This window comes from Streptomyces sp. NPDC047853 (assembly GCF_043204535.1).
GTDB lineage: Bacteria > Actinomycetota > Actinomycetes > Streptomycetales > Streptomycetaceae > Streptomyces.
This window is the reverse complement of sequence record NZ_JBIDCI010000010.1, coordinates 53,116-71,396: the sequence shown is the minus strand read 5'-3', so window position 1 is coordinate 71,396 and position 18,281 is coordinate 53,116. Positions and strand designations below refer to the sequence as shown.

The window sequence follows — 18,281 nt, the reverse complement described above, 5'->3', positions numbered from 1 at the left end:
GCACCCGGCACCCGGCACCCGCGGTTCAGCGTCCCCGCGGCCACAGCCGCGGGTCCGGTGCGAACCGGACGGCGAGGACGCCCTCCCGCAGCGCTGCCCCGTCGACGGCGCAGCGGCGCAGTACGGAGGGCAGCGGGACGATCCGGCGGAACGGTCCGGCGGTGACGACCAGTTCGTCCCCGCGGCGGACCAGGTCCACTTCGTCGCGCACGGCGCCGGGCAGCGGGATGTGCCAGACCAGCACACCGTCCCCGGCCAGCCGGTCGGTGACGGACCACTCGACCGGGGCGGCGCCCGGGTCGACGCCCGGGACGAGGCCCGGTGCGGCGAGCGCGGCGAGGTCCTCGGCGCCGCGCGGGTCGTGCCCGAGGTGGGCGAGGGCGTGGACGGCGTAGGTGCTCCGCCACTCCTCCAGTGTCTTGCGCTGCTGGGCCACGGGGCCGGCCAGCCAGCCGTCGGCGGGGGCGGCGTCCTCGGGCAGGACGCGGTTGGCGACCAGCAGGTCGGTGCGCAGGCCGCGCAGAGCGAGGCCGAGGGTGGCGGCGCGGACGGCGTCGTCACCGGCCGGACCGGGCTCGGCGACCAGGCGTACGACGGTGTTCCGGTCGGCGACGACGGCCTCGGCGGCGGCGAGTTCCAGGTCCCAGCGGGCCGCGGCCTCGTACAGCGCCTCGGTGGGCATGGGGACGCCGGCCAGCCGGCCGAGGACCGGGCGCAGGGCGCGGGCCGCCTGCCGCTCGGGCGGGAGCAGGCGGCGCAGGTAGCGGCGCAGTTCCTCGGGCAGGGCGAGCAGGGCGAGGGCGCGGGGCGAGGGCGGCAGGTCGACGACGAGGAGGTCGTGGGCCTCGGCGAGGGCGGCGTCGCGCAGGGCGCGCAGCAGGACGAGTTCGCCGGCGCCGGGGAGCGGGGTGAGTTCCTCGTGGTCGAGGCGGGTGGCGCCGAGCAGGTCGAGGGCGGAGGCGGCCCGGTCCTGGAGGGCGGCGAGGCCGTCCCGGAACCCCTGGTCGGCGTCGGGCCGCCAGGCGGTGAGGCGGGGCTCGACACCGACCGGGGCCGGGCCCGTGGGCATGCCGAGCACGGCACCGAGGGTGTCGTCACGGTCGGCGCCGAGGAGCAGGGTGCGGGTGCCCGCACGGGCGGCGGCGAGCGCGGTGGCGGCCGCGACGGTGGTACGGCCGCTGCCGCCGGGCCCCGTGATCAGGATGGTGCGCATGGTGCTGAACGGTACCTTCGCGCCCGTCCCGTGCACCGCCTCCGCGCTGGTCGTCGCCGGGGCGGGGCGGGTGGCGGCACGCCGCGGGCCACGGACAAAACCGGCGTCCCGCCCGCCGGGCGCCTGCGGTTCGGCACCGCCCGAGGTGGGGTCCGCCCGCCGGGCGGACTACTTCGCGCCCGACTCCACCCGCTTCTTCAGCCCCGCCAGCGCCCGGTCGGTGATGACCTTCTCGGCCTTGCGCTTGATCATGCCGAGCATCGGGATCTTGACGTCGACCGTGAGCCGGTAGGTGACCTCCGTGCCCGCGCCCGCCGAACGCAGCAGGTAGGAGCCGTCGAGGGAGCGCAGCATCTGGGACTTGACCAGGGTCCAGGAGACCTCGTGCTCACCGGCCCAGGTGTAGGCCAGCGTCTGGTCGTCCTTGATGGCCCCGGCGTCCATGACGAGGCGCACCTGCTCGGCGCGCCCCTGGGCGTCGGTGGCGAGGACCTCGGCCTCCTTCACCTCTCCGGTCCAGTCCGGATAGCGGGCGAAGTCGGCGATCACCGCCATGACGTCGGCCGGTGCCGCCTCGATGGTGATGCTCGAGCTGGTGTGTTCCGCCATCGCCGTGGCTCCTCCGGATGCGGTGCCGCTGTTGAGGTCGTCGTGCGCCGTGGCGCGCACGTGTGTGCCGCGTGAAGGCTATCGCGCACGGACAGGGCGAACGCCACCACCTGCCCGCGCGGCCCGGCCCACCACCTGCCCTCCCGGCCCGGCCGCCGAATCCCCACCCGGGAGGGCCGCCGAGTCCCCCCTCACGGCTCCGACCCCGACCCCGGCCCCGACCCGCTCACCACTCGAGCGCCCACGGCTTCCCGGTGGACGCGAAGTGCCCCACGTTCACGCACTCGGTCGCCCCGATCCGCATCCGCCGGACCAGCGGCTGGTGCACGTGCCCGAAGAGCGCGTACCGGGGACGGGTGCGGCGGATCGCCTCCAGCAGCGCCCTGCTCCCCCGCTCGAAGCGCCGCGCCACCGTGTCGTAGACGAGCTCCGGCACCTCCGGGGGGATGTGCGTGCACAGCACGTCCACCTCGCCGACGGCCTCCACCTTCGCGGCGTACTCCTCGTCGTCGATCTCGTACGGCGTGCGCATCGGCGTGCGCAGGCCGCCACCGACGAAGCCGAAGACCCGGCCGCCGATCTCCACCCGCTCCCCGTCGAGCACGGTGGTGCCGGGGCGGGCGTACTCGGGCCACAGGGGCGGCATGTCGACGTTGCCGTAGGTGGCGTACGTCGGGGTGGGGAAGGCCGCGAACATCTCGGCGTACTGCTTGCGCACGGCTCCCTCGATCAGGGCCCGCCGGTCCCCGCCGACGCCCGCCCACAGCCGGGCCCCCAGCTCCCGCGCCTCGGCGAAGCGGCGGGCGGTGCGCAGTTCGACGATGCGGTCGGCGTTCTCGACGCCGAACAGGTCGGGGAAGATGCCGCGCGAGTGGTCGGCGTAGTCGAGGAAGAGGACCAGGTCCCCGAGGCAGATCAGGGCGTCCGCGCCCTCGCCGGCCCGGGCCAGGTCGCGGGCGTTGCCGTGGATGTCGCTGACCACGTGGACGCGGGTGGTGGTGTTGCCGGGCGGTGTGGGTGCCATGGCGATCAAGCGTAGGCAGCGCGTGCCCCTTGTGAACAGTGGCGGTCGGACCTGCGGTTACTGGCTGGTCGCTTGATCCGTCGACTACTCTGCGCGAAGGAAACCCCATCCGTGTGACGCAGCGAACATCTCGCGGGGACCCCCTGTCGGAGAAGCCATACCGGCGGGTAACGTCCGGGCAGTCCAGTCGTGCTCTGGATTTCAACAGGTGAATCCACGAGTACTTGCCCGAGCCTTGGACCGCACCGTCGCATCACACAGTGTCGTGGCGCCGGCGCCCTATGAGGAGCAGCAGTCTTGCGCGAGTTCAGCCTTCCGGCTTTGTACGAGGTCCCTGCGGACGGAAACCTGACCGACATCGTCCGCAGAAACGCCGCGCAGCATCCGGACGTCGCCGTCATCTCCCGCAAGGCGGGAGGCGCCTGGCAGGACGTGACCGCCCGCGCCTTCCTCGGCGAGGTGCAGACCGCGGCCAAGGGCCTCATCGCCTCCGGTGTCCAGCCGGGCGACCGCGTCGGCCTGATGTCCCGTACGCGCTACGAGTGGACGCTGCTCGACTTCGCGATCTGGAGCGCGGGCGCGATCACCGTCCCGGTGTACGAGACCAGCTCCCCCGAGCAGGTGCAGTGGATCCTCAGCGACTCCGGCGCCACGGCGTGCGTGGTGGAGTCGGCCGGGCACGCGGCCGCCGTCGAGTCGGTGCGCGAAGGGCTGCCCGCCCTCAAGCACGTGTGGCAGATCGACGCCGGTGCCGTGGAGGAGCTGGGACGCCTCGGCCAGGACGTCACCGACCAGGCCGTCGAGGAGCGCGGCTCGCTCGCGAAGGCCGACGATCCCGCGACCATCGTCTACACCTCCGGTACGACCGGCCGCCCCAAGGGCTGTGTGCTCACCCACCGCAGCTTCTTCGCCGAGTGCGGCAACGTCGTCGAGCGGCTGCGCCCGCTGTTCCGCACGGGCGAGTGCTCCGTCCTCCTCTTCCTCCCGCTCGCCCACGTCTTCGGCCGCCTGGTCCAGGTCGCGCCGATGATCGCGCCGATCAAGCTGGGCTGCGTCCCCGACATCAAGAACCTCACCGACGAGCTGGCCGCGTTCCGGCCGACGCTGATCCTCGGCGTGCCGCGCGTCTTCGAGAAGGTTTACAACTCGGCGCGGGCCAAGGCGCAGGCCGACGGCAAGGGCAGGATCTTCGACAAGGCCGCCGACACGGCGATCGCGTACAGCAAGGCGCTGGACACGCCGTCCGGTCCGTCCGTCGGTCTGAAGATCAAGCACAAGGTCTTCGACAAGCTCGTCTTCAGCAAGCTCCGTACGGTCCTCGGCGGACGCGGCGAGTACGCCATCTCCGGCGGCGCCCCGCTCGGCGAGCGCCTCGGCCACTTCTTCCGCGGCATCGGCTTCACCGTGCTGGAGGGCTACGGCCTGACCGAGTCCTGTGCCGCCACCGCCTTCAACCCCTGGGACCGGCAGAAGATCGGCACGGTCGGCCAGCCGCTGCCCGGCTCCGTGGTGCGCATCGCGGACGACGGGGAGGTGCTGCTGCACGGCGAGCACCTCTTCAAGGAGTACTGGAACAACCCGGGCGCGACCGCCGAGGCGCTGGCCGACGGCTGGTTCCACACCGGCGACATCGGCACCCTCGACGAGGACGGGTACCTGCGGATCACCGGCCGCAAGAAGGAGATCATCGTCACCGCCGGCGGCAAGAACGTCGCCCCGGCCGTCATAGAGGACCGCATCCGCGCGCACGCGCTGGTCGCGGAGTGCATGGTGGTCGGCGACGGGCGGCCCTTCGTGGGCGCGCTGATCACCATCGACGAGGAGTTCCTCGACCGCTGGTGCGCGGACCACGGCAAGCCGGCCGGCTCGACGGCCGCGTCGCTGCGGGAGGACGCGGATCTGCTCGCCGCGGTCCAGTCGGCCATCGACGACGGCAACTCCGCGGTGTCCAAGGCGGAGTCGGTGCGCAGGTTCCGGGTGCTGTCGGCCCAGTTCACGGAGGACTCCGGGCATCTGACGCCGTCGCTGAAGCTGAAGCGGAACGTGGTGGCGAAGGACTACGCGGAGGAGATCGAGGCGATCTACGCGAAGTAGGTGGGCTGGGGCCTCTCGGCGCCCCCGTGCCACGGCCCCGCGCCCCGCGGTGGCGCTCAGCGCCCCGGCGACGCGGGGCGCTCGTGTCAGAGCAGGGCCTTCAGGTGCTCGGCGAGCAGGTCCCAGCGCCACTTCTCCTCGACCCAGGCCCGGCCCCGCTCCCCCATCCGGCGGCGCAGCTCCGGGTCGCCGAGGAGGGTGACGACGCGGTCGGCCGTCTGGTCGGCGGAGTCGCCCCGCACGACCCACCCCGTCTCGCCGTCGAGCACGGCGTCCGGGGCGCCGCCCGAGTCACCGGCGACCACGGGCAGGCCGGTCGCGGAGGCCTCCAGGTAGACGATCCCGAGCCCCTCCACGTCCAGTCCGCCCCGCCGGGTCCGGCACGGCATGGCGAAGACGTCCCCGGCGCCGTAGTGCGCGGGCAGCTCGGACCAGGGCACGGCCCCGGTGAAGCGGACGGAGGCGGCCACGCCGGTCTCCCGGGCGAGCCGGCGCAGCTCCTTCTCGTAGGGTCCGCCGCCGACGATCAGCAGGACGGCGTCCGGCTCGGCGGCCAGGACGCGCGGCATGGCCCGGATCAGGGTGTCCTGGCCCTTGCGCGGCACCAGCCGGGAGACGCACACCACCACGGGCCGCTCGGCCAGTCCGAGCCGGGCCCGCACCTCGTCGCCGCCGCTGCCCGGGTGGAAGGTCTTCTCGTCGACGCCGGGCGGCAGCTGCGTCATCCGTGCGGCGGCCTCGGGGGTGAGCGCGCCCGCGATCCGCGAGCGCGTGTACTCCCCGAGGTAGGTGATGGTGTCGGTCGACTCCCCGATCCGGCGCAGCAGCTGCCGGGCGGCGGGCAACTGGGCCCATCCCGCCTCGTGGCCGTGGGTGGTGGCGACGAGCCGCTCGGCCCCCGCCCTGCGCAGCGCCGGCGCCATCAGCCCGAGGGGCGCCGCCGCCCCGAACCACACCGACGTGCACCCGTGCTCGCGCAGCAGCCCCACGGCCCGCCGGGTCGCGGCCGGCGTCGGCAGCAGCATCGTCGTGCGGTCCCGTACGACGGTGAAGGGCTGCTCGGCGTCGAAGGCGGCGGTGGCCTCGACGCCCTCGCGGCCCCGCTTCCATGTGGAGGCGTAGACGACCAGCCGCTCGGGGTCCAGGCGCAGCGCCATGTTGTGCAGGAAGGCCTGGATGCCGCCGGGACGGGGCGGGAAGTCGTTGGTCACGATCAAGGTCTTGCGCACGCCGCCGACCCTACCGAACCCGCCGCGCGGTGCGGGGCCCGGCCGCTCCTGTGGCAGACGCACAGGTGGCCGGGTCATCATGGCCGCAGAGCAGGCGGAACAGGCAGGGCAGGCAGGGCAGGGCACGGCACGCGGACGGGCAGGGAGCACGTGGAGACGACGGACGCGAGGCGGCCCGCGGCGCGCCTGCTCACGGCCTGGGGAGCCACGCGACTGGTCCTGCTGCTGTTCGTCCTGAAGATCCTGGTCTTCCCCGGCCCGGACGTCACCAGCGACGTGTCCGTCATCTACCGGGACTGGGCCGACGTCCTGCGTGCCGGAACGTTTCCGCTGGACGACGTCACCTGGCAGTACCCGCCCGCGGCGGCCCTCGCGATGCTCTCCCCGGGGCTGCTGCCCTTCCTGGAGTACGCGACGGCGTTCTTCGTCCTGGCCTGCGGCACCGACCTGCTCGTCCTCGCCCTGCTGCGGCACGCGGGCCGGGGCCCCGGGCGTTCACCGCGCGGCGCGTGGGTGTGGGTGGCGGGCGTGCCGCTGCTCGGTCCGACGGTGTACGCCCGCTACGACGTGATGGTCACCGCCGTCGCGGTGGCCGCGCTGCTCGCCGCGGGCAGGCATCCGCGCCTGGCGGGCGCCCTGGCCGGGTTCGGCGCGCTGCTGAAGGTGTGGCCGGCCCTGGTGCTGGTCGGGATGCGCGGGCGGCGCCCGTGGGCCGCTGCCGCCGTGGCCGGTGCGCTGTCGGCCGCGCTGTTCGCCGTGACCATGCCCGGGGCCTTCGCCTTCCTGACCTTCCAGCGCGAGCGGGGCACCGAGGTGGAGTCGCTGGGCGCGCTGGTCTTCCACGTCGCCCGGCACTTCGGCTGGGACGGCGAGGTGCTGCTCCACTACGGCTCGGTCGAGTTCCTCGGCCCGTACGTGGGCGCGGTGAGCGCGGCCGCCCTCGCGCTGACCGCCCTCTCGTTCGGCTGGCTGCTGCTGTGGCGGCTGACGGCCTCGCGTTTCGCGGCGCACACGGCGGCGGACGCGGCCTTCGTGGCGGTGCTGGTGTTCACGGTGACCAGCCGGGTGATCAGCCCGCAGTACATGGTGTGGCTGATCGGCCTGGCGGCGGTCTGCGGGTGCTTCCGGGCCAGCCGGATGCGGGTGCCGGCCGTCCTGGTGCTGGCGGCGAGCCCGGTGACGGTGCTGGAGTTCCCGGTCCTGTTCGGGCACGTCGTCGCCAGCGACCCGCTCGGCATCGCGCTGCTGGTCGTGCGCAACGGCCTGCTGGTCGCCGCGGCGGTCCTCGCGGCCCGCGCCCTGTGGCGCGACACGGCCGCGCGCCCCGCCCGGGAGCGGACCGCGCCCGCCGGCCGGCTCAGCCGAACTCCGACCGCAGATACTCCCGCCACCGCGCCGTGAACTCCTCCGGCGTGACGCCGAGCACCTCGTCCGTCGCGTCCTCGACCGCGCCCGCCCGCTCGTCGTGCCCGCCCACGGCCCGGTAGAAGGCGTCCAGCCGCTCCTCGCCCCACTGGTCGGCGATCATCCGGCAGGCCAACCAGCCGCCCTCGTAGGCCCGGGCCAGTTCCTCCGCGTCGGCGGTGAAGCCGAAGTCCTCGTCCGTCGGCAGCCGGGCCGGCACCCGGTCCTCGGACACCGCGCGGGCCAGCTCGGGGGCGGCCTGGTCGGGCGTGCGGCCGCTGCCTCGGTAGCCGACCCAGTCGGCGTAGCCCTCGGAGAGCCACAGCGGGGTGGCGGAGGTGGTGTCGGCGCGGGTCGCGACGTGGGTGGTCTCGTGGGTGAGCACGACCTGCCTTCCGAGGGTGCCGAGCAGCCCGTACGCGTCGGGGTTGACGATGATCCGGTCCGCGGGCGCCCGCTCCCGGCCGCCCGTCTCCCCGGTGGTGACCGCGGCGATGCCCCGGTAGGAGGAGGCGGGCGAGCCGAGCAGGCCCGCCATGCCCTCCACCGACTCCGGGACGACCACGACGACCCGCCGGGCCCAGTCGCCGTCCCAGGCCGCGGAGACGGCGGGCACCGCCCGGTCGGCCAGGTCCGCGAAGCGGCGCAGCGTCCCCGTGGACTGCCCGACGCCGAGCACGAGGCTGTGCGTCCCCCGGACGGCCCGGACCGCTCCCTGGTCCCACGGCTGCTGGCCGGACTCCCCGGCGGGCCGCTCGGACTCGACGGTCCACCGGCCGCCGACGCCGTCCCGGCTCAGCCGCACGGTGCGGCCGGCGGTGACCGCGCCCCGGTCGTGGCCCGCCACGCGGTAGCTCAGCTCCACGTCCGCGGTGGCCGTGTCACCGGTGCGGTCCACGTCCCGCACGCGGTACGCGAACGCGGCCAGCGGCACCTCGCCCAGGTGGTCGAAGGCGCCCGCGGCGCCCGTGCCCGCGTAGGCGGCCCGGTCGCGGTCCAGGACGGCGGCCGCGCGGCGGTCCAGCACCCCCTGCACCTCGGCCCGGGCCGGGTCGGCGGCGGTCCGGCCGCCGCAGGCCACCAGGGAGACCAGCAGCAGGCACAGCGCCACCACCGAGGAACCCGACACCCGCCTTCGACCGGCCATCCTCCCGATCGTACGGGCGTCGCGCCGCGGGCGGCGGCCGTCGGGGGCACTTCGGCCACCGAGCGGGTCACACCGCTGCGGCCCGGCGGGTCACACCCGGGTGACGGAGGAGACCGGCATCATGCCGACCGGGTCGTAGCGGACGGGGGCGCCGGGGTAGGGCGCGTGGATCACCTGGCCGTTGCCGACGTACATGCCGATGTGGCTGGCGTCGTCCCGGTAGGCGACCAGGTCGCCCGGGCGCGCGTCGGCCAGGGAGACCTGCCGGCCCGCTCCGGACTGCGCCTGCGAGGTGCGCGGCAGCCCCACCCCGGCCTGCGCGTACGACCACTGGGTCAGGCCCGAGCAGTCGAACCCGCCGGGGCCGTTGGAGCCCCAGACGTAGGGCTTGCCGAGGGCGGAGCGGGCGGCGGCGACGGCGGCCGCGGCGCGCCCGGAGGCGGCCGCGGACCCCCCGGAGCCGGTCAGGTCGGTCCGGCCGGAGCGGGAGCCGCGGTCGTAGGCGGCGCGTTCCTCGTCCGGCAGCGAGGCGAGCAGCTCGCGGGCCTCGGCGAGCTTGCGCTCCACGGTCCGCTTGTGGGCGGCGACGGCCTTCTGGCCCTTCTCCAGCTCGGTGAGCTTCCGGCCGGCCTCCGCCCGGTCCTGCGCGAGGTCGCGCAGGGCGTCCTGGAGCTCCCTCAGCTCACCCGCCTGGTGGGTGGTGATCCGGTCCAGCACGGAGGCCTTGTCCAGGTAGTCGTCCGGGTCGGCGGAGAGCAGCAGCGCCAGCGACGGGTCGATGCCCCCGGAGCGGTACTGGGCGCCGGCCAGCGAACCGAGCGCCTCCCGCATGGTGTTGATCCGCTCCTGCTGCCGGGCGATCGCGTCCTGCGCGGTGCCGATCTCCTCGCGCAGGGCGTCGGTGCGCGCGTCGGCCTTGTTGTAGGCCTCGGTCGCCCGCTCCGCCTCCGTGTGGAGCCGGTCCACCTCCGCCCGCCGGTCGTCGTGCGGGGCGGCCGTGGCCGGTACGGCGCCGAGGACCGCGGCGGCGACGGAGAGGAGGCCGACGGCGGCGGTGACGCCGCGGTCGGACCCGGATGGTGCAAGGCGGCGATGGGACCCCACGGGAAGCCGCACTCCTTCCGCTGACGGACAGGGAAACGCGGCAGACAGTAACCCCGCTGCGGGGCGGCGGCCAACGACCCGCGGCGGCCGCCGACACGAAGCCCCGCCGCTGACGCAGGTCACCGGCGGGGCGAGGGGGTCGGAGCGCCTCACCGTGATTCGCCCGAACGGGCGGTACGGCGGAGCTGACTTCGGGGTCGGGGGTGACGTCGGGTCAGACCCGCACGCCGAACATGAACGGACCGCCGATGGTGCCCATTGACTCGTAGCGGACGACCGTGCCGGTGCGCGGCGCGTGCAGCACCTGGCCGTTGCCGGCGTAGAGGCCGACGTGGTGCAGGTCGTTGAAGAAGAAGACCAGGTCGCCGACCTGGAGCTGGCTCTGCGAGTAGATCCGCGTGCCCGCGCCGGTCTGCGCCTCGGAGGTGCGCGGGATGCCGACGCCGGCCTGCGAGTACGCCCAGGAGGTCAGGCCCGAGCAGTCGAAGGAGGACGGGCCGGTGGCGCCGTAGACGTAGGGCGTGCCGATCTTGCTCTGGGCTGCGGCGAAGGCGGCGGCGGCCCGGCCGGAGGCGGGCTTGCCGGAGGGGCCGTCGGCGCTGGAGAGGACCTCGCGCTCGCTGCTGCGGGTGGAGCGCTGCTCCTCGGCCTGGAGGGCGGCCTTCTCCGCCGCGGTGAGGCTGTTGAGCAGCTTCTGCGCGGAGGAGAGCTTGCCCTGGACCTCCTTCTTCTTCTTGCCCAGCTCGGTGCGGGTGGAGGCGAGGTCCTTGAGCTTCTCGGTCGCCTCGGAGCGCTGCTGGGAGAGGTCGCGCTGCTTGGTCTGGATCTTCTTCAGCGCCTCGACCTGCTGACCGCTCAACTGGTCGAGCGTGGAGGCCTTGTCCAGGTAGTCGTCCGGGTCCGCGGAGAGGAAGAGCTGGAGGGAGGGATCGATCCCGCCCGAGCGGTACTGGGCGCTGGCCATCGAACCGAGGCCGTCGCGCAGCTCGTTGAGCTCCTCCTGGCCGCGGGCGACGTTGTCCTGGATGGTGGAGATCTCCTTCTGGAGCTTCTCCTGCTTCTCCTTGGCGCCGTTGTACTTCTCGGTGGCCTGCTCGGCCTCCTGGTAGAGCTTGTCGACCTTGGCCTTGACCTCGTCCTTGCTCGGCTTCTCGCTCGGGGCGGCGTTGGCGGCCTGGGAGCTGAGAGCGACGGCTGCGGCGGCAGCGGTGGTGAGCACGGTCACGCGCGTGCGGCTCGGCTGCTTGGGACGACGGTGGGACGCCACGGAGACGAGCTCCTTCTTGAGAGGGATCACCCGTTCGAGGGTTCGATGGCTGACCCTAGTGACCCACTCGTGATGAGTTCAAATCCTCCGCCGAAAAATCCTGGTTACGCACCGCATTCTTTGCCGTAACTCACATGCAGTAATCCCCACTTGACACTACGTTGTGTGACGGTTCCGTCAATTCAGGCATAGAACACCTACGTTGCGGTTGCCACGAAAGTGAACCAGGAGGTCAGGAAAGCCGCTTGAGGAGCACCGCGGATGCCACCGGGCGTGCGCCCGCGCGCGCCACCCCGTCGGCGACCTCGCGGTCGGTGGAGACGACGATGACCGGCCGGCCCGGAGGCTCGGCCCGCACCAGCTGGCGGATCAGCTCGTCGGCGGTGACGCCGGGCTTGGAGAACAGCACCCGCACCCCGCGCGGCGGCGCGAGCAGCACCGGCGCGACCAGCTCGGCACCGTCGAAGACGCAGGTCATCTCGGCGCCGGTCTGCGCGGCGAGCTGCGAGAGCTGGCCGAGCAGGCGCAACCGCTGCTTCTCCAGCGGCATCTGCGGATAACCGGTCTTGGTGACGTTGTAGCCGTCGACGACCAGGTGGGCCTGGGGCAGCGCGAGCAACTGGTCGAGGATGGCGGGGTCGTTCTCGGACAGGGCGCGCGCGGCGATGTCCTTCGGTGTCATGCGGCCGGGTTCCACGGCGTCGACGGTCTCGGCGGGCCGCACCGACACCGGGGGCAGGGCGAGTTCCCGGCGCAGCCCCTGGGTGGCGTCCAGCAGGGTGTCCAGCAGCAGCCGTACCCGCATGTCCTCGACGCTGCGCCCCTCCCGGGCCGCCTTCCGGGTGGCCTCCAGGGCCGCCTCCGCCTCCCCGAGCCGGGTCTTGAGCCGCCGGGACTCGCTCTCGGCCGCGGACACCTGGGCGTGCGTCTCGGCGCGGACGGCGTCGATCTCGTCGCGCACCTTGCGCAGGGCCGCCTCCCCCCGCTTGACGTCGCTGAGGGCGGAGCGCAGCTTGCGGTGCAGCGACTCGCCCTCCTTCTTCGCCGCGTCCAGCTCGCCGCGCAGCCGCTCGGTCTCGGTCCGGGTGTGCTCCCGGGCCCGGGCCAGCTCCGCGTGCAGCCGCTCCAGCTCCGCGCGGCTCTCCTCGTCGGCGCGCTCGGCGTCCGCGCGCTGCGCCTCCTCGCCGGCGGCGGCCACCAGCTTCACCCAGCCGTGCGGCCGCAGTACGTAGGCCGCGGCCGCCACGTCGAGCGGGTCCGCGGCCGGTGGCGGGGAGCCGGAGTCCAGGGCACCGGCCAGTTCCGGCTGGGCCTCTCTGAACTTCTCCCCGATGCGCTGGCGGAACAGGGTGTCGGTCTCGACGGCGGCGGCCATCGCGTTGCCGGCGAACTTGGCCCTGCGGTTGGGGGCGAACCGCGCGTACTGTCTCAGCTGCGCCGGCAGCTCGCCGAGCGTGAGTCCGCCGAAGCCGTCGGACACGATCTGCACGACCCTGCGGCGCACGCCGTCGGGCAGCGGACGGTCGAGCACCTCGGCGGCGCCGTCGCCCGGCCCCCCGCCTTGTGTCTCCACCATCCGTCACCCCAATGTCTCAGGGCGACCCCGGTCCGGGATCGCCTGGTGCGGGGCCGCTCCCGTCAGGAGGCGGCACCCGGCCTGTCCACGAGTTCCACCTGGTCCACGGCGTTGCACCAGCGGCACCGCACCGACTCGATGGTCTCACTGAGCACCTCGCGCTCCTCGACCTCGGGCTCACCGGCCAGGTCGAGGTGCACGTACTCGACGACCTTCGAGGCCCGGGTCACGTCGAAGCGGGTGAGGTTGCCGCAGAGGGTGCAGCGCCACCGCGTCGTGTCGGTCGGCAGGGGAACCGTCATCGTGGCTGTTCGCTCTCTTCCAGTGTCGGTGACGCGCCGGGCCGCCCCGGCGCGTTTGGCTCGTAACCCTACGGCCTGGCGGGTACCCGACGCCCGCGTGTCCACGGCGGCGAGGCGCTATGGGCGGTCGCGTCCCGTTACGTCATGCTCTGTGTCCATGATCCGCAACTGGAGCACTGCGGCCCGCAGGACGGTCAGGTCACCCGGCACGGCCCGCGCGCCCCGCACCGCCCGTGGCCGGACGGCGCCGGTGACGTACGGGCTGATCACGTTGTGCTGCGTGCTGTTCCTGCTCAGCCCGGCGGCGGGCCTGAATCCGGCGTACGGCACCGGTGACGAGCTGCTGGCCGCACAGCGCGCCTATTTCCGGCGCTGGGGCGTGATCCCCGCAGAACTGTTCGAGGACTCCCCCGGATCGGCGCTCACCCCCGCCACGGCGCTCTTCGTCCATGGCAGCTGGGTGCACCTGCTGGGCAACATGCTCTTCCTCTACGTCTTCGGCGCGATGACCGAGGAACGGATGGGCCGGCTCCAGTTCACCCTCTTCTACCTGGGCTGCGGCTACCTGGCGCTGCTCGGCTACGCGGGCGCCAACGCCCACTCCCAGCAGTCCCTGGTCGGCGCCTCGGGGGCGATCTCCGCGATCCTCGGCGCGTTCCTCTTCCTCTTCCCTCGGGCCCGGGTGACCAGTCTGCTGCCGTTCCTCTTCTTCCTGCCGCTGCGCTTCCCCGCCTGGATCGTCCTGCCGTTCTGGGCGGGCCTGCAGTGGATGGCGGCGGGACGGGCCGGCGACGGTCCCGGGGTGGCGTACCTCGCGCACCTGGTGGGCTTCGGGCTGGGGTTCGCCTTCGCCTGGGTGCGGTTCGGGCCTGCGGCTAGAGTGAAGAGCGTTCCAGTGGCGGCGCCCGAGGGAGAGAACCAGCCGTGATCAGCGCGATCGTCCTCATCAAGACCAGCGTGGACCGCATCCCCGAGATCGCGGAGCGGATCGCCGCGCTGGAGAACGTCACCGAGGTCTTCTCCGTCACCGGCACCTACGACCTGATCGCCATGGTGCGGGTCGCCCAGCACGAGGACCTGGCGGAGGTCATCCCCGGCCGGATCAGCAAGATCCCGGGCGTGGAGGGCACCGACACCCACGTGGCCTTCCGCACGTACTCCCAGCACGACCTGGAGGCGGCGTTCGCCATCGGGCTGGACAACTGACGCCGGCGGGACGCGGATGAGGAGTTCTTCATCCCGGACTCATCCGGATCGCCGGGTACCGGGCGCAGGATCGGGGACATGGTCTTCTCACGCCGGATGGCGGCCCTGGCGGCCGTCGTCCTGATCCCGCTCGGCATCGCCGCGACCAGCTTCGCCCTCACCGACAGCCCGCGGGAGCCCAAGGTCCCGGCCAAGGTGGAGCTGGAGAGCGGCTCCCCCACCCCGTCGCCCACCTCCTCCTCGCCCCAGCCGACGCCCAGCGACCAGGTGGTGACCCGGCCACCGGTGACCGACAGCCCTCCGGATGACGACGATGACGACGACCGAGGCCAGGACACCGACGACGGAGCCACCGGCCCGGCCGCCGACGACGGACCCGGCGACGACGGCTGACCGCGAGCGCCGCCGGATCTCGGCCCGTGTCCGCATCCTGCTCTGGCTGCTGCTCGTGATGGCCGTCGCCCTCGCCTCGGTGGCCGCGACCACCCGCTCGATCCTGCTGCGCGACACCGACCAGCGGATCAACGGCCTGCTCGCGCAGGAGGCCGGCGAGTTCGCCAACTTCGAGGAGCAGGGCTTCGACCCGGAGACCGGCCGGCCCTTCACCGACCCCGGGCGGCTGCTGCGCGTCTTCCTGGAGAGGCAGTACGCCGACCTGGACGAGGAACTGATCGGTCTGGTCGGCGAGGTGGGCAGCAGGCCGACGCAGATCATCCAGCAGCGGGAGATCCCGGTCGCCCTGCCGCTGCACGAGGACGCCGACGCGCGGCGCCGCATCTACGCCTCGCCCGACGCCACCGGCACCCTGGAGCGGCCGGAGGGCGAGATCCGCTGGGCCAAGGTCACCGTGGCCCGGTACGGCGGCGAACCGGCGGCCGCGTTCGTGGTCGCCTTCCACCCGGGGCGCGAACAGGCCCGGGCCGACGAGGTGTTCCGCGTGCTGCTCGCCATCTCCGGCGTCGCGCTGCTGATGACGACCGGCATCGCCTGGGTGGTCGCCGGCCGCATCCTCAAGCCGGTGCGGCTGGTGCGCGCCACGGCCGCGCAGCTCACCGAGCAGGACCTGACCCGGCGCATCCCGGTGCACGGCCACGACGACGTGGCGGCCCTGGCCGAGACGTTCAACGCCATGCTCGACCGGCTGGAACGCGCCTTCGCCGTCCAGCGCCGGTTCGTCGACGACGCGGGCCACGAGCTGCGCACCCCGATCACCATCGTGCGCGGCCACCTGGAGCTGATGGGCGACGACCCGGCGGAGCGCGAGGAGACCGTCCGCCTGGTCACCGACGAGCTGGACCGGATGAGCCGCATCGTCGAGGACCTGCTGCTGCTCGCCAAGACCGAACGCCCCGACTTCGTCACCCCCGAGCCGGTGCAGCTGGCCGAGCTCACCGCCGACGTCTACGTCAAGGCCCGCACCCTCGGCGACCGCGACTGGGTGCTGGCCGAGGTCGCCGACCGGGAGGCCCACCTCGATCCCCAGCGGATCACCCAGGCCATGGTGCAGCTCGCGCAGAACGCCGTGCAGCACACCACCGCCGGCCAGACCATCCGCATCGGCTCCCGCGCCGACGGGACCCGCGTCGAGCTGTACGTCGCCGACTCCGGGCCCGGGGTGCAGCCGCAGGACGCCGAGGTGATCTTCGAGCGGTTCCGGCGCGGCACGGCCCGGCGCGGGGTGCGCGGGACCGGCGCCGGGCTCGGGCTGTCGATCGTCAAGGCCATCGCGGAGGGCCACGGCGGGCGGGTCGCCCTGCGCACCACCGAGGGTGGCGGCGCCACCTTCGTCCTGACACTGGACTGATTTCCGGAAGAGGCACGTCCATGAACCGCATCCTCATCGTCGAGGACGAGGAGCGCATCGCCTCCTTCGTCGAGAAGGGCCTGCGCGCCAACGGCTTCACCACCACCGCCGTCGCCGACGGCGACGCCGCCTACGAGTACGCGCTCACCGGCGGCTTCGACCTGGTCGTCCTGGACATCGGTCTGCCCGGCCGGGACGGTTTCACGGTCCTGCGCGAGCTGCGCGAGTCCCGGGTGACGACCCCGGTGATCGTGCTGACCGCCCGGGACTCCGTACGGGACACGGTGGCCGGCCTGGAGGGCGGCGCCGACGACTGGATGACCAAGCCGTTCCGCTTCGAGGAACTGCTCGCGCGAGTGCGGCTCCGGCTGCGTACGGCGGCCCGGGCGCCGGAGGTGACGGTGCTCAGGTCCGGCGACCTCTCACTGGACCTGCGCACCCGCCGGGCCCGGGCGGCGGAGCGGACGGTGGACCTGACGGCCCGTGAGTTCGTGCTGCTCGAGCTGTTCCTGCGGCATCCGGGGCAGGTCCTCTCCCGGGAGCAGATCCTCTCCCACGTGTGGGGCTACGACTTCGACCCCGGCTCGAACATCGTGGACGTGTACGTGCGGGCGCTGCGCAAGAAGCTGGGGGCGCAGCGGGTGGAGACGGTGCGGGGCATGGGGTACCGGCTGCCGGGCTGACGCACGTCCCGGTGGGGAGCGGTTGACCGGCTTTTGTGTGAAGTTTCCTTCATGTCAGGCTCATTGGGGACTCACCGCCCGGGAGAACCCTCGATGACGTGACGTTGAACCTCCGCCTCGCGGCGGCCCTGTGCGTGGCGCTGTCCCTGTGCGCGCTGCTGGCGGTCCCCGCCACCTTCCCGGCCCTCGGCGGCGACGCGCGCCTCACCCTCGCCGTGTTCGCGCTGGCCACCTGCGCCTGGATCGGTACGCCGATCGACGACACGTACATCGCGCTGGGCGCCGGTCTCGCGCTGACCGCGACGGGCGTGATCAGCAGCGACACCCTGTTCGGCACCCTCGGGGACGACACGGTGTGGCTGCTGATCTGCGCCTTCGTGCTGGCGGCGGCGGTGGCCCGGACCGGGCTCGCCGGGCGGGCGGCGGTGTTCCTGGTCGGCGGGGCGCGCAGCGTACGGCAGTTGGTGCACCTGACGACGGCCGCGCTGGTCGTGACCGCGTTCGCGGTGCCGGCCACCTCGGGCCGGGCGGCGCTCGCCCTGCCGGTGTTCCTCGCCCTCGCCAAGGCCCTCGCCGACCGGAAACGACTGGTCGTGATGCTGGCGCTGCTGTTCCCGACCGTGATCCTTCTGTCGGCGGTGGCGACCCTGATCGGAGCGGGGGCGCATCTGATCACGGTGTCGGTGCTGTGGGAGTCGACCGGCGACCGGATCGGCTTCACCCAGTGGCTGCTGCTCGGGCTGCCGCTGGCGGTGGCCTCCTCGCACCTGGCCGCCGAGACCGTCCTGCTGACGACGACCCGGCGCGCGGACCGCCGGGGCCCGGTCCACATCACCGCCGAGGAGATACAGCGGCACACCGAGAGCCCGGTCACCGGCCCCTGGACGCAGGCGGAGAAGCGCTGCGCCCTGCTGCTGGCCACGGTGGTGGCCCTGTGGTGCAGCGAGCCCGTGCACCACGTCTCCCCGGCGGTGGTGGCGCTGATCGGCGCGGTCGTCGCCTCCTCCCCCGCGCTCGGCACCGTACGGCTCAAGGACGCCCTGAAGACGGTGCCGTGGTCGCTCCTGCTCTTCATGGCGGCGACCATGGCGATGGGTGTCGCCCTCTCCGACTCCGGTGCGGCGAGGTGGCTGGTGTCGGGGCTGCCCGCGGACGTCACGCCGGGCGTCTTCCTCGGGGTCGTGGTCGCGGTGAGCACGGCCGCCCACCTGGTCCTCCAGTCCCGCTCGGCCCGCTCCTCCGTCCTGGTCCCGCTGGTGATCGCCGCGGCGGTGGGCGCCGGGGTCAACCCGGTCGCCGCCGCGCTCGCCTCCACCGCCGCGGCCGGCTTCTGCCACACGCTGCCGGCCTCCGCCAAGCCGGTCACGCTCTTCTCCGACCTCCCCGGCACCCCCACCTACACCCCGCGCGACCTGCTGCGGCTGTCCGCCGTCCTGGCACCGCTGACCGCCGCCCTCGTGCTGTTCTTCGCCGCCGCCGTGTGGCCGCTGCTCGGCGTACCCGTGACCCGATGAAGGAGCCCTCCATGCCCTCCCTGCCCGCCCTGTCCTCCGCGCCCGCCGCGATCCCCGCGGCCTCGGTGTCCTCCCGCGCTGCCTCCGCGGCTTCCGCGGCCTCCG

17 protein-coding genes are annotated in these 18,281 nt (G+C 73.6%); 8 read left to right on the top strand and 9 right to left on the bottom strand.

What is annotated here, in order from left to right; genetic code table 11:
* Nucleotides 1-25 precede the first annotated feature (25 nt).
* From ACGF5T_RS19930 to ACGF5T_RS19920, 3 genes are all read right to left on the bottom strand, one after another.
* Entirely contained in the window at nt 26-1,213 is a 1,188-nt protein-coding gene (locus ACGF5T_RS19930) for an ArsA-related P-loop ATPase (RefSeq protein WP_361011627.1), read from the bottom strand.
* Nucleotides 1,214-1,381: 168 nt separating this feature from the next.
* Nucleotides 1,382-1,822: an SRPBCC family protein gene (locus tag ACGF5T_RS19925; RefSeq protein ID WP_053129517.1), complete on the bottom strand. Its 441-nt coding sequence runs from the start codon at nt 1,820-1,822 to the stop codon at nt 1,382-1,384.
* Between the two features lie 226 nt (nt 1,823-2,048).
* Nucleotides 2,049-2,804 (bottom strand): metallophosphoesterase, encoded by a 756-nt coding sequence (locus ACGF5T_RS19920; protein WP_356610680.1) that lies wholly within the window; start codon nt 2,802-2,804, stop codon nt 2,049-2,051.
* 339 nt (nt 2,805-3,143) lie between these two features.
* On the opposite strand from ACGF5T_RS19920, the gene ACGF5T_RS19915 reads away from it, so the two are divergent.
* Nucleotides 3,144-4,940: an AMP-dependent synthetase/ligase gene (locus ACGF5T_RS19915; RefSeq protein WP_356610596.1), complete on the top strand. Its 1,797-nt coding sequence runs from the start codon at nt 3,144-3,146 to the stop codon at nt 4,938-4,940.
* A gap of 86 nt (nt 4,941-5,026) precedes the next feature.
* Here ACGF5T_RS19915 and ACGF5T_RS19910 read toward each other — a convergent pair whose 3' ends face one another.
* Nucleotides 5,027-6,169 carry a glycosyltransferase family 4 protein gene (locus ACGF5T_RS19910; protein WP_356610597.1) on the bottom strand — a complete coding sequence of 381 codons (1,143 nt, stop codon included), beginning with the start codon at nt 6,167-6,169 and terminating at the stop codon, nt 5,027-5,029.
* A 150-nt stretch (nt 6,170-6,319) separates the two neighbouring features.
* Between ACGF5T_RS19910 and ACGF5T_RS19905 the strand changes: the two genes are divergently transcribed.
* Complete coding sequence (locus ACGF5T_RS19905; protein ID WP_356610598.1) at nt 6,320-7,570, top strand: glycosyltransferase family 87 protein; 1,251 nt, start codon at nt 6,320-6,322, stop codon at nt 7,568-7,570.
* Here ACGF5T_RS19905 and ACGF5T_RS19900 read toward each other — a convergent pair.
* The 5 genes from ACGF5T_RS19900 to ACGF5T_RS19880 form a co-directional block, all read right to left on the bottom strand.
* Nucleotides 7,527-8,720 carry a hypothetical protein gene (locus tag ACGF5T_RS19900; protein ID WP_366767892.1) on the bottom strand — a complete coding sequence of 398 codons (1,194 nt, stop codon included), beginning with the start codon at nt 8,718-8,720 and terminating at the stop codon, nt 7,527-7,529. The two genes, ACGF5T_RS19905 and ACGF5T_RS19900, sit on opposite strands and share 44 nt — an antisense overlap.
* Before the next feature lie 90 nt (nt 8,721-8,810).
* Nucleotides 8,811-9,824 (bottom strand): NlpC/P60 family protein, encoded by a 1,014-nt coding sequence (locus ACGF5T_RS19895; RefSeq protein ID WP_366767891.1) that lies wholly within the window; start codon nt 9,822-9,824, stop codon nt 8,811-8,813.
* A 214-nt stretch (nt 9,825-10,038) separates the two neighbouring features.
* A complete protein-coding gene (locus tag ACGF5T_RS19890) occupies nt 10,039-11,091 on the bottom strand; it encodes an NlpC/P60 family protein (RefSeq protein ID WP_356610681.1) in 1,053 nt (350 codons plus the stop codon).
* 232 nt (nt 11,092-11,323) lie between these two features.
* The gene (locus ACGF5T_RS19885; RefSeq protein ID WP_356610601.1) at nt 11,324-12,667 is read right to left on the bottom strand and encodes an NYN domain-containing protein; all 1,344 of its coding nucleotides are present in this window, start codon (nt 12,665-12,667) and stop codon (nt 11,324-11,326) included.
* A gap of 62 nt (nt 12,668-12,729) precedes the next feature.
* Complete coding sequence (locus ACGF5T_RS19880) at nt 12,730-12,969, bottom strand: hypothetical protein (protein WP_271415467.1); 240 nt, start codon at nt 12,967-12,969, stop codon at nt 12,730-12,732.
* Between the two features lie 157 nt (nt 12,970-13,126).
* Here ACGF5T_RS19880 and ACGF5T_RS19875 point away from each other — a divergent pair, with 157 nt between their 5' ends.
* From ACGF5T_RS19875 to ACGF5T_RS19850, 6 genes are all read left to right on the top strand, one after another.
* The gene (locus ACGF5T_RS19875) at nt 13,127-13,897 is read left to right on the top strand and encodes a rhomboid family intramembrane serine protease (protein ID WP_356610602.1); all 771 of its coding nucleotides are present in this window, start codon (nt 13,127-13,129) and stop codon (nt 13,895-13,897) included.
* Nucleotides 13,894-14,175, top strand: coding sequence for an Lrp/AsnC family transcriptional regulator (locus ACGF5T_RS19870; protein ID WP_053129551.1), 282 nt, complete (start codon nt 13,894-13,896; stop codon nt 14,173-14,175). The genes ACGF5T_RS19875 and ACGF5T_RS19870 overlap by 4 nt, the downstream gene beginning before the upstream one ends.
* Nucleotides 14,176-14,253: 78 nt before the next feature.
* On the top strand, nt 14,254-14,568 hold the full coding sequence (locus tag ACGF5T_RS19865) for a small secreted hydrophilic protein (protein ID WP_356610603.1): 315 nt from the start codon (nt 14,254-14,256) through the stop codon (nt 14,566-14,568).
* On the top strand, nt 14,489-15,979 hold the full coding sequence (locus ACGF5T_RS19860) for an ATP-binding protein (protein WP_392888617.1): 1,491 nt from the start codon (nt 14,489-14,491) through the stop codon (nt 15,977-15,979). Before ACGF5T_RS19865 ends, ACGF5T_RS19860 begins: the two co-directional genes overlap by 80 nt.
* 20 nt (nt 15,980-15,999) lie before the next feature.
* A complete protein-coding gene (locus tag ACGF5T_RS19855) occupies nt 16,000-16,662 on the top strand; it encodes a response regulator transcription factor (RefSeq protein WP_121746593.1) in 663 nt (220 codons plus the stop codon).
* Between the two features lie 98 nt (nt 16,663-16,760).
* Entirely contained in the window at nt 16,761-18,176 is a 1,416-nt protein-coding gene (locus ACGF5T_RS19850; RefSeq protein ID WP_356610604.1) for an SLC13 family permease, read from the top strand.
* The last annotated feature ends 105 nt before the right edge of the window (nt 18,177-18,281 follow it).

Bases quoted from the DNA above. Each gene is read 5' to 3' on its own strand.
- ACGF5T_RS19855 (WP_121746593.1), top strand. From the start codon at position 16,000: ATGAACCGCATCCTCATCGTCGAGGACGAGGAGCGCATCGCCTCCTTC.
- ACGF5T_RS19925 (WP_053129517.1), bottom strand. From the start codon at position 1,822: ATGGCGGAACACACCAGCTCGAGCATCACCATCGAGGCGGCACCGGCC.
- ACGF5T_RS19930 (WP_361011627.1), bottom strand. From the start codon at position 1,213: ATGCGCACCATCCTGATCACGGGGCCCGGCGGCAGCGGCCGTACCACC.
- ACGF5T_RS19885 (WP_356610601.1), bottom strand. From the start codon at position 12,667: ATGGTGGAGACACAAGGCGGGGGGCCGGGCGACGGCGCCGCCGAGGTG.
- ACGF5T_RS19875 (WP_356610602.1), top strand. From the start codon at position 13,127: ATGATCCGCAACTGGAGCACTGCGGCCCGCAGGACGGTCAGGTCACCC.
- ACGF5T_RS19865 (WP_356610603.1), top strand. From the start codon at position 14,254: ATGGTCTTCTCACGCCGGATGGCGGCCCTGGCGGCCGTCGTCCTGATC.
- ACGF5T_RS19900 (WP_366767892.1), bottom strand. From the start codon at position 8,720: ATGGCCGGTCGAAGGCGGGTGTCGGGTTCCTCGGTGGTGGCGCTGTGC.
- ACGF5T_RS19860 (WP_392888617.1), top strand. From the start codon at position 14,489: ATGACGACGACCGAGGCCAGGACACCGACGACGGAGCCACCGGCCCGG.
- ACGF5T_RS19880 (WP_271415467.1), bottom strand. From the start codon at position 12,969: ATGACGGTTCCCCTGCCGACCGACACGACGCGGTGGCGCTGCACCCTC.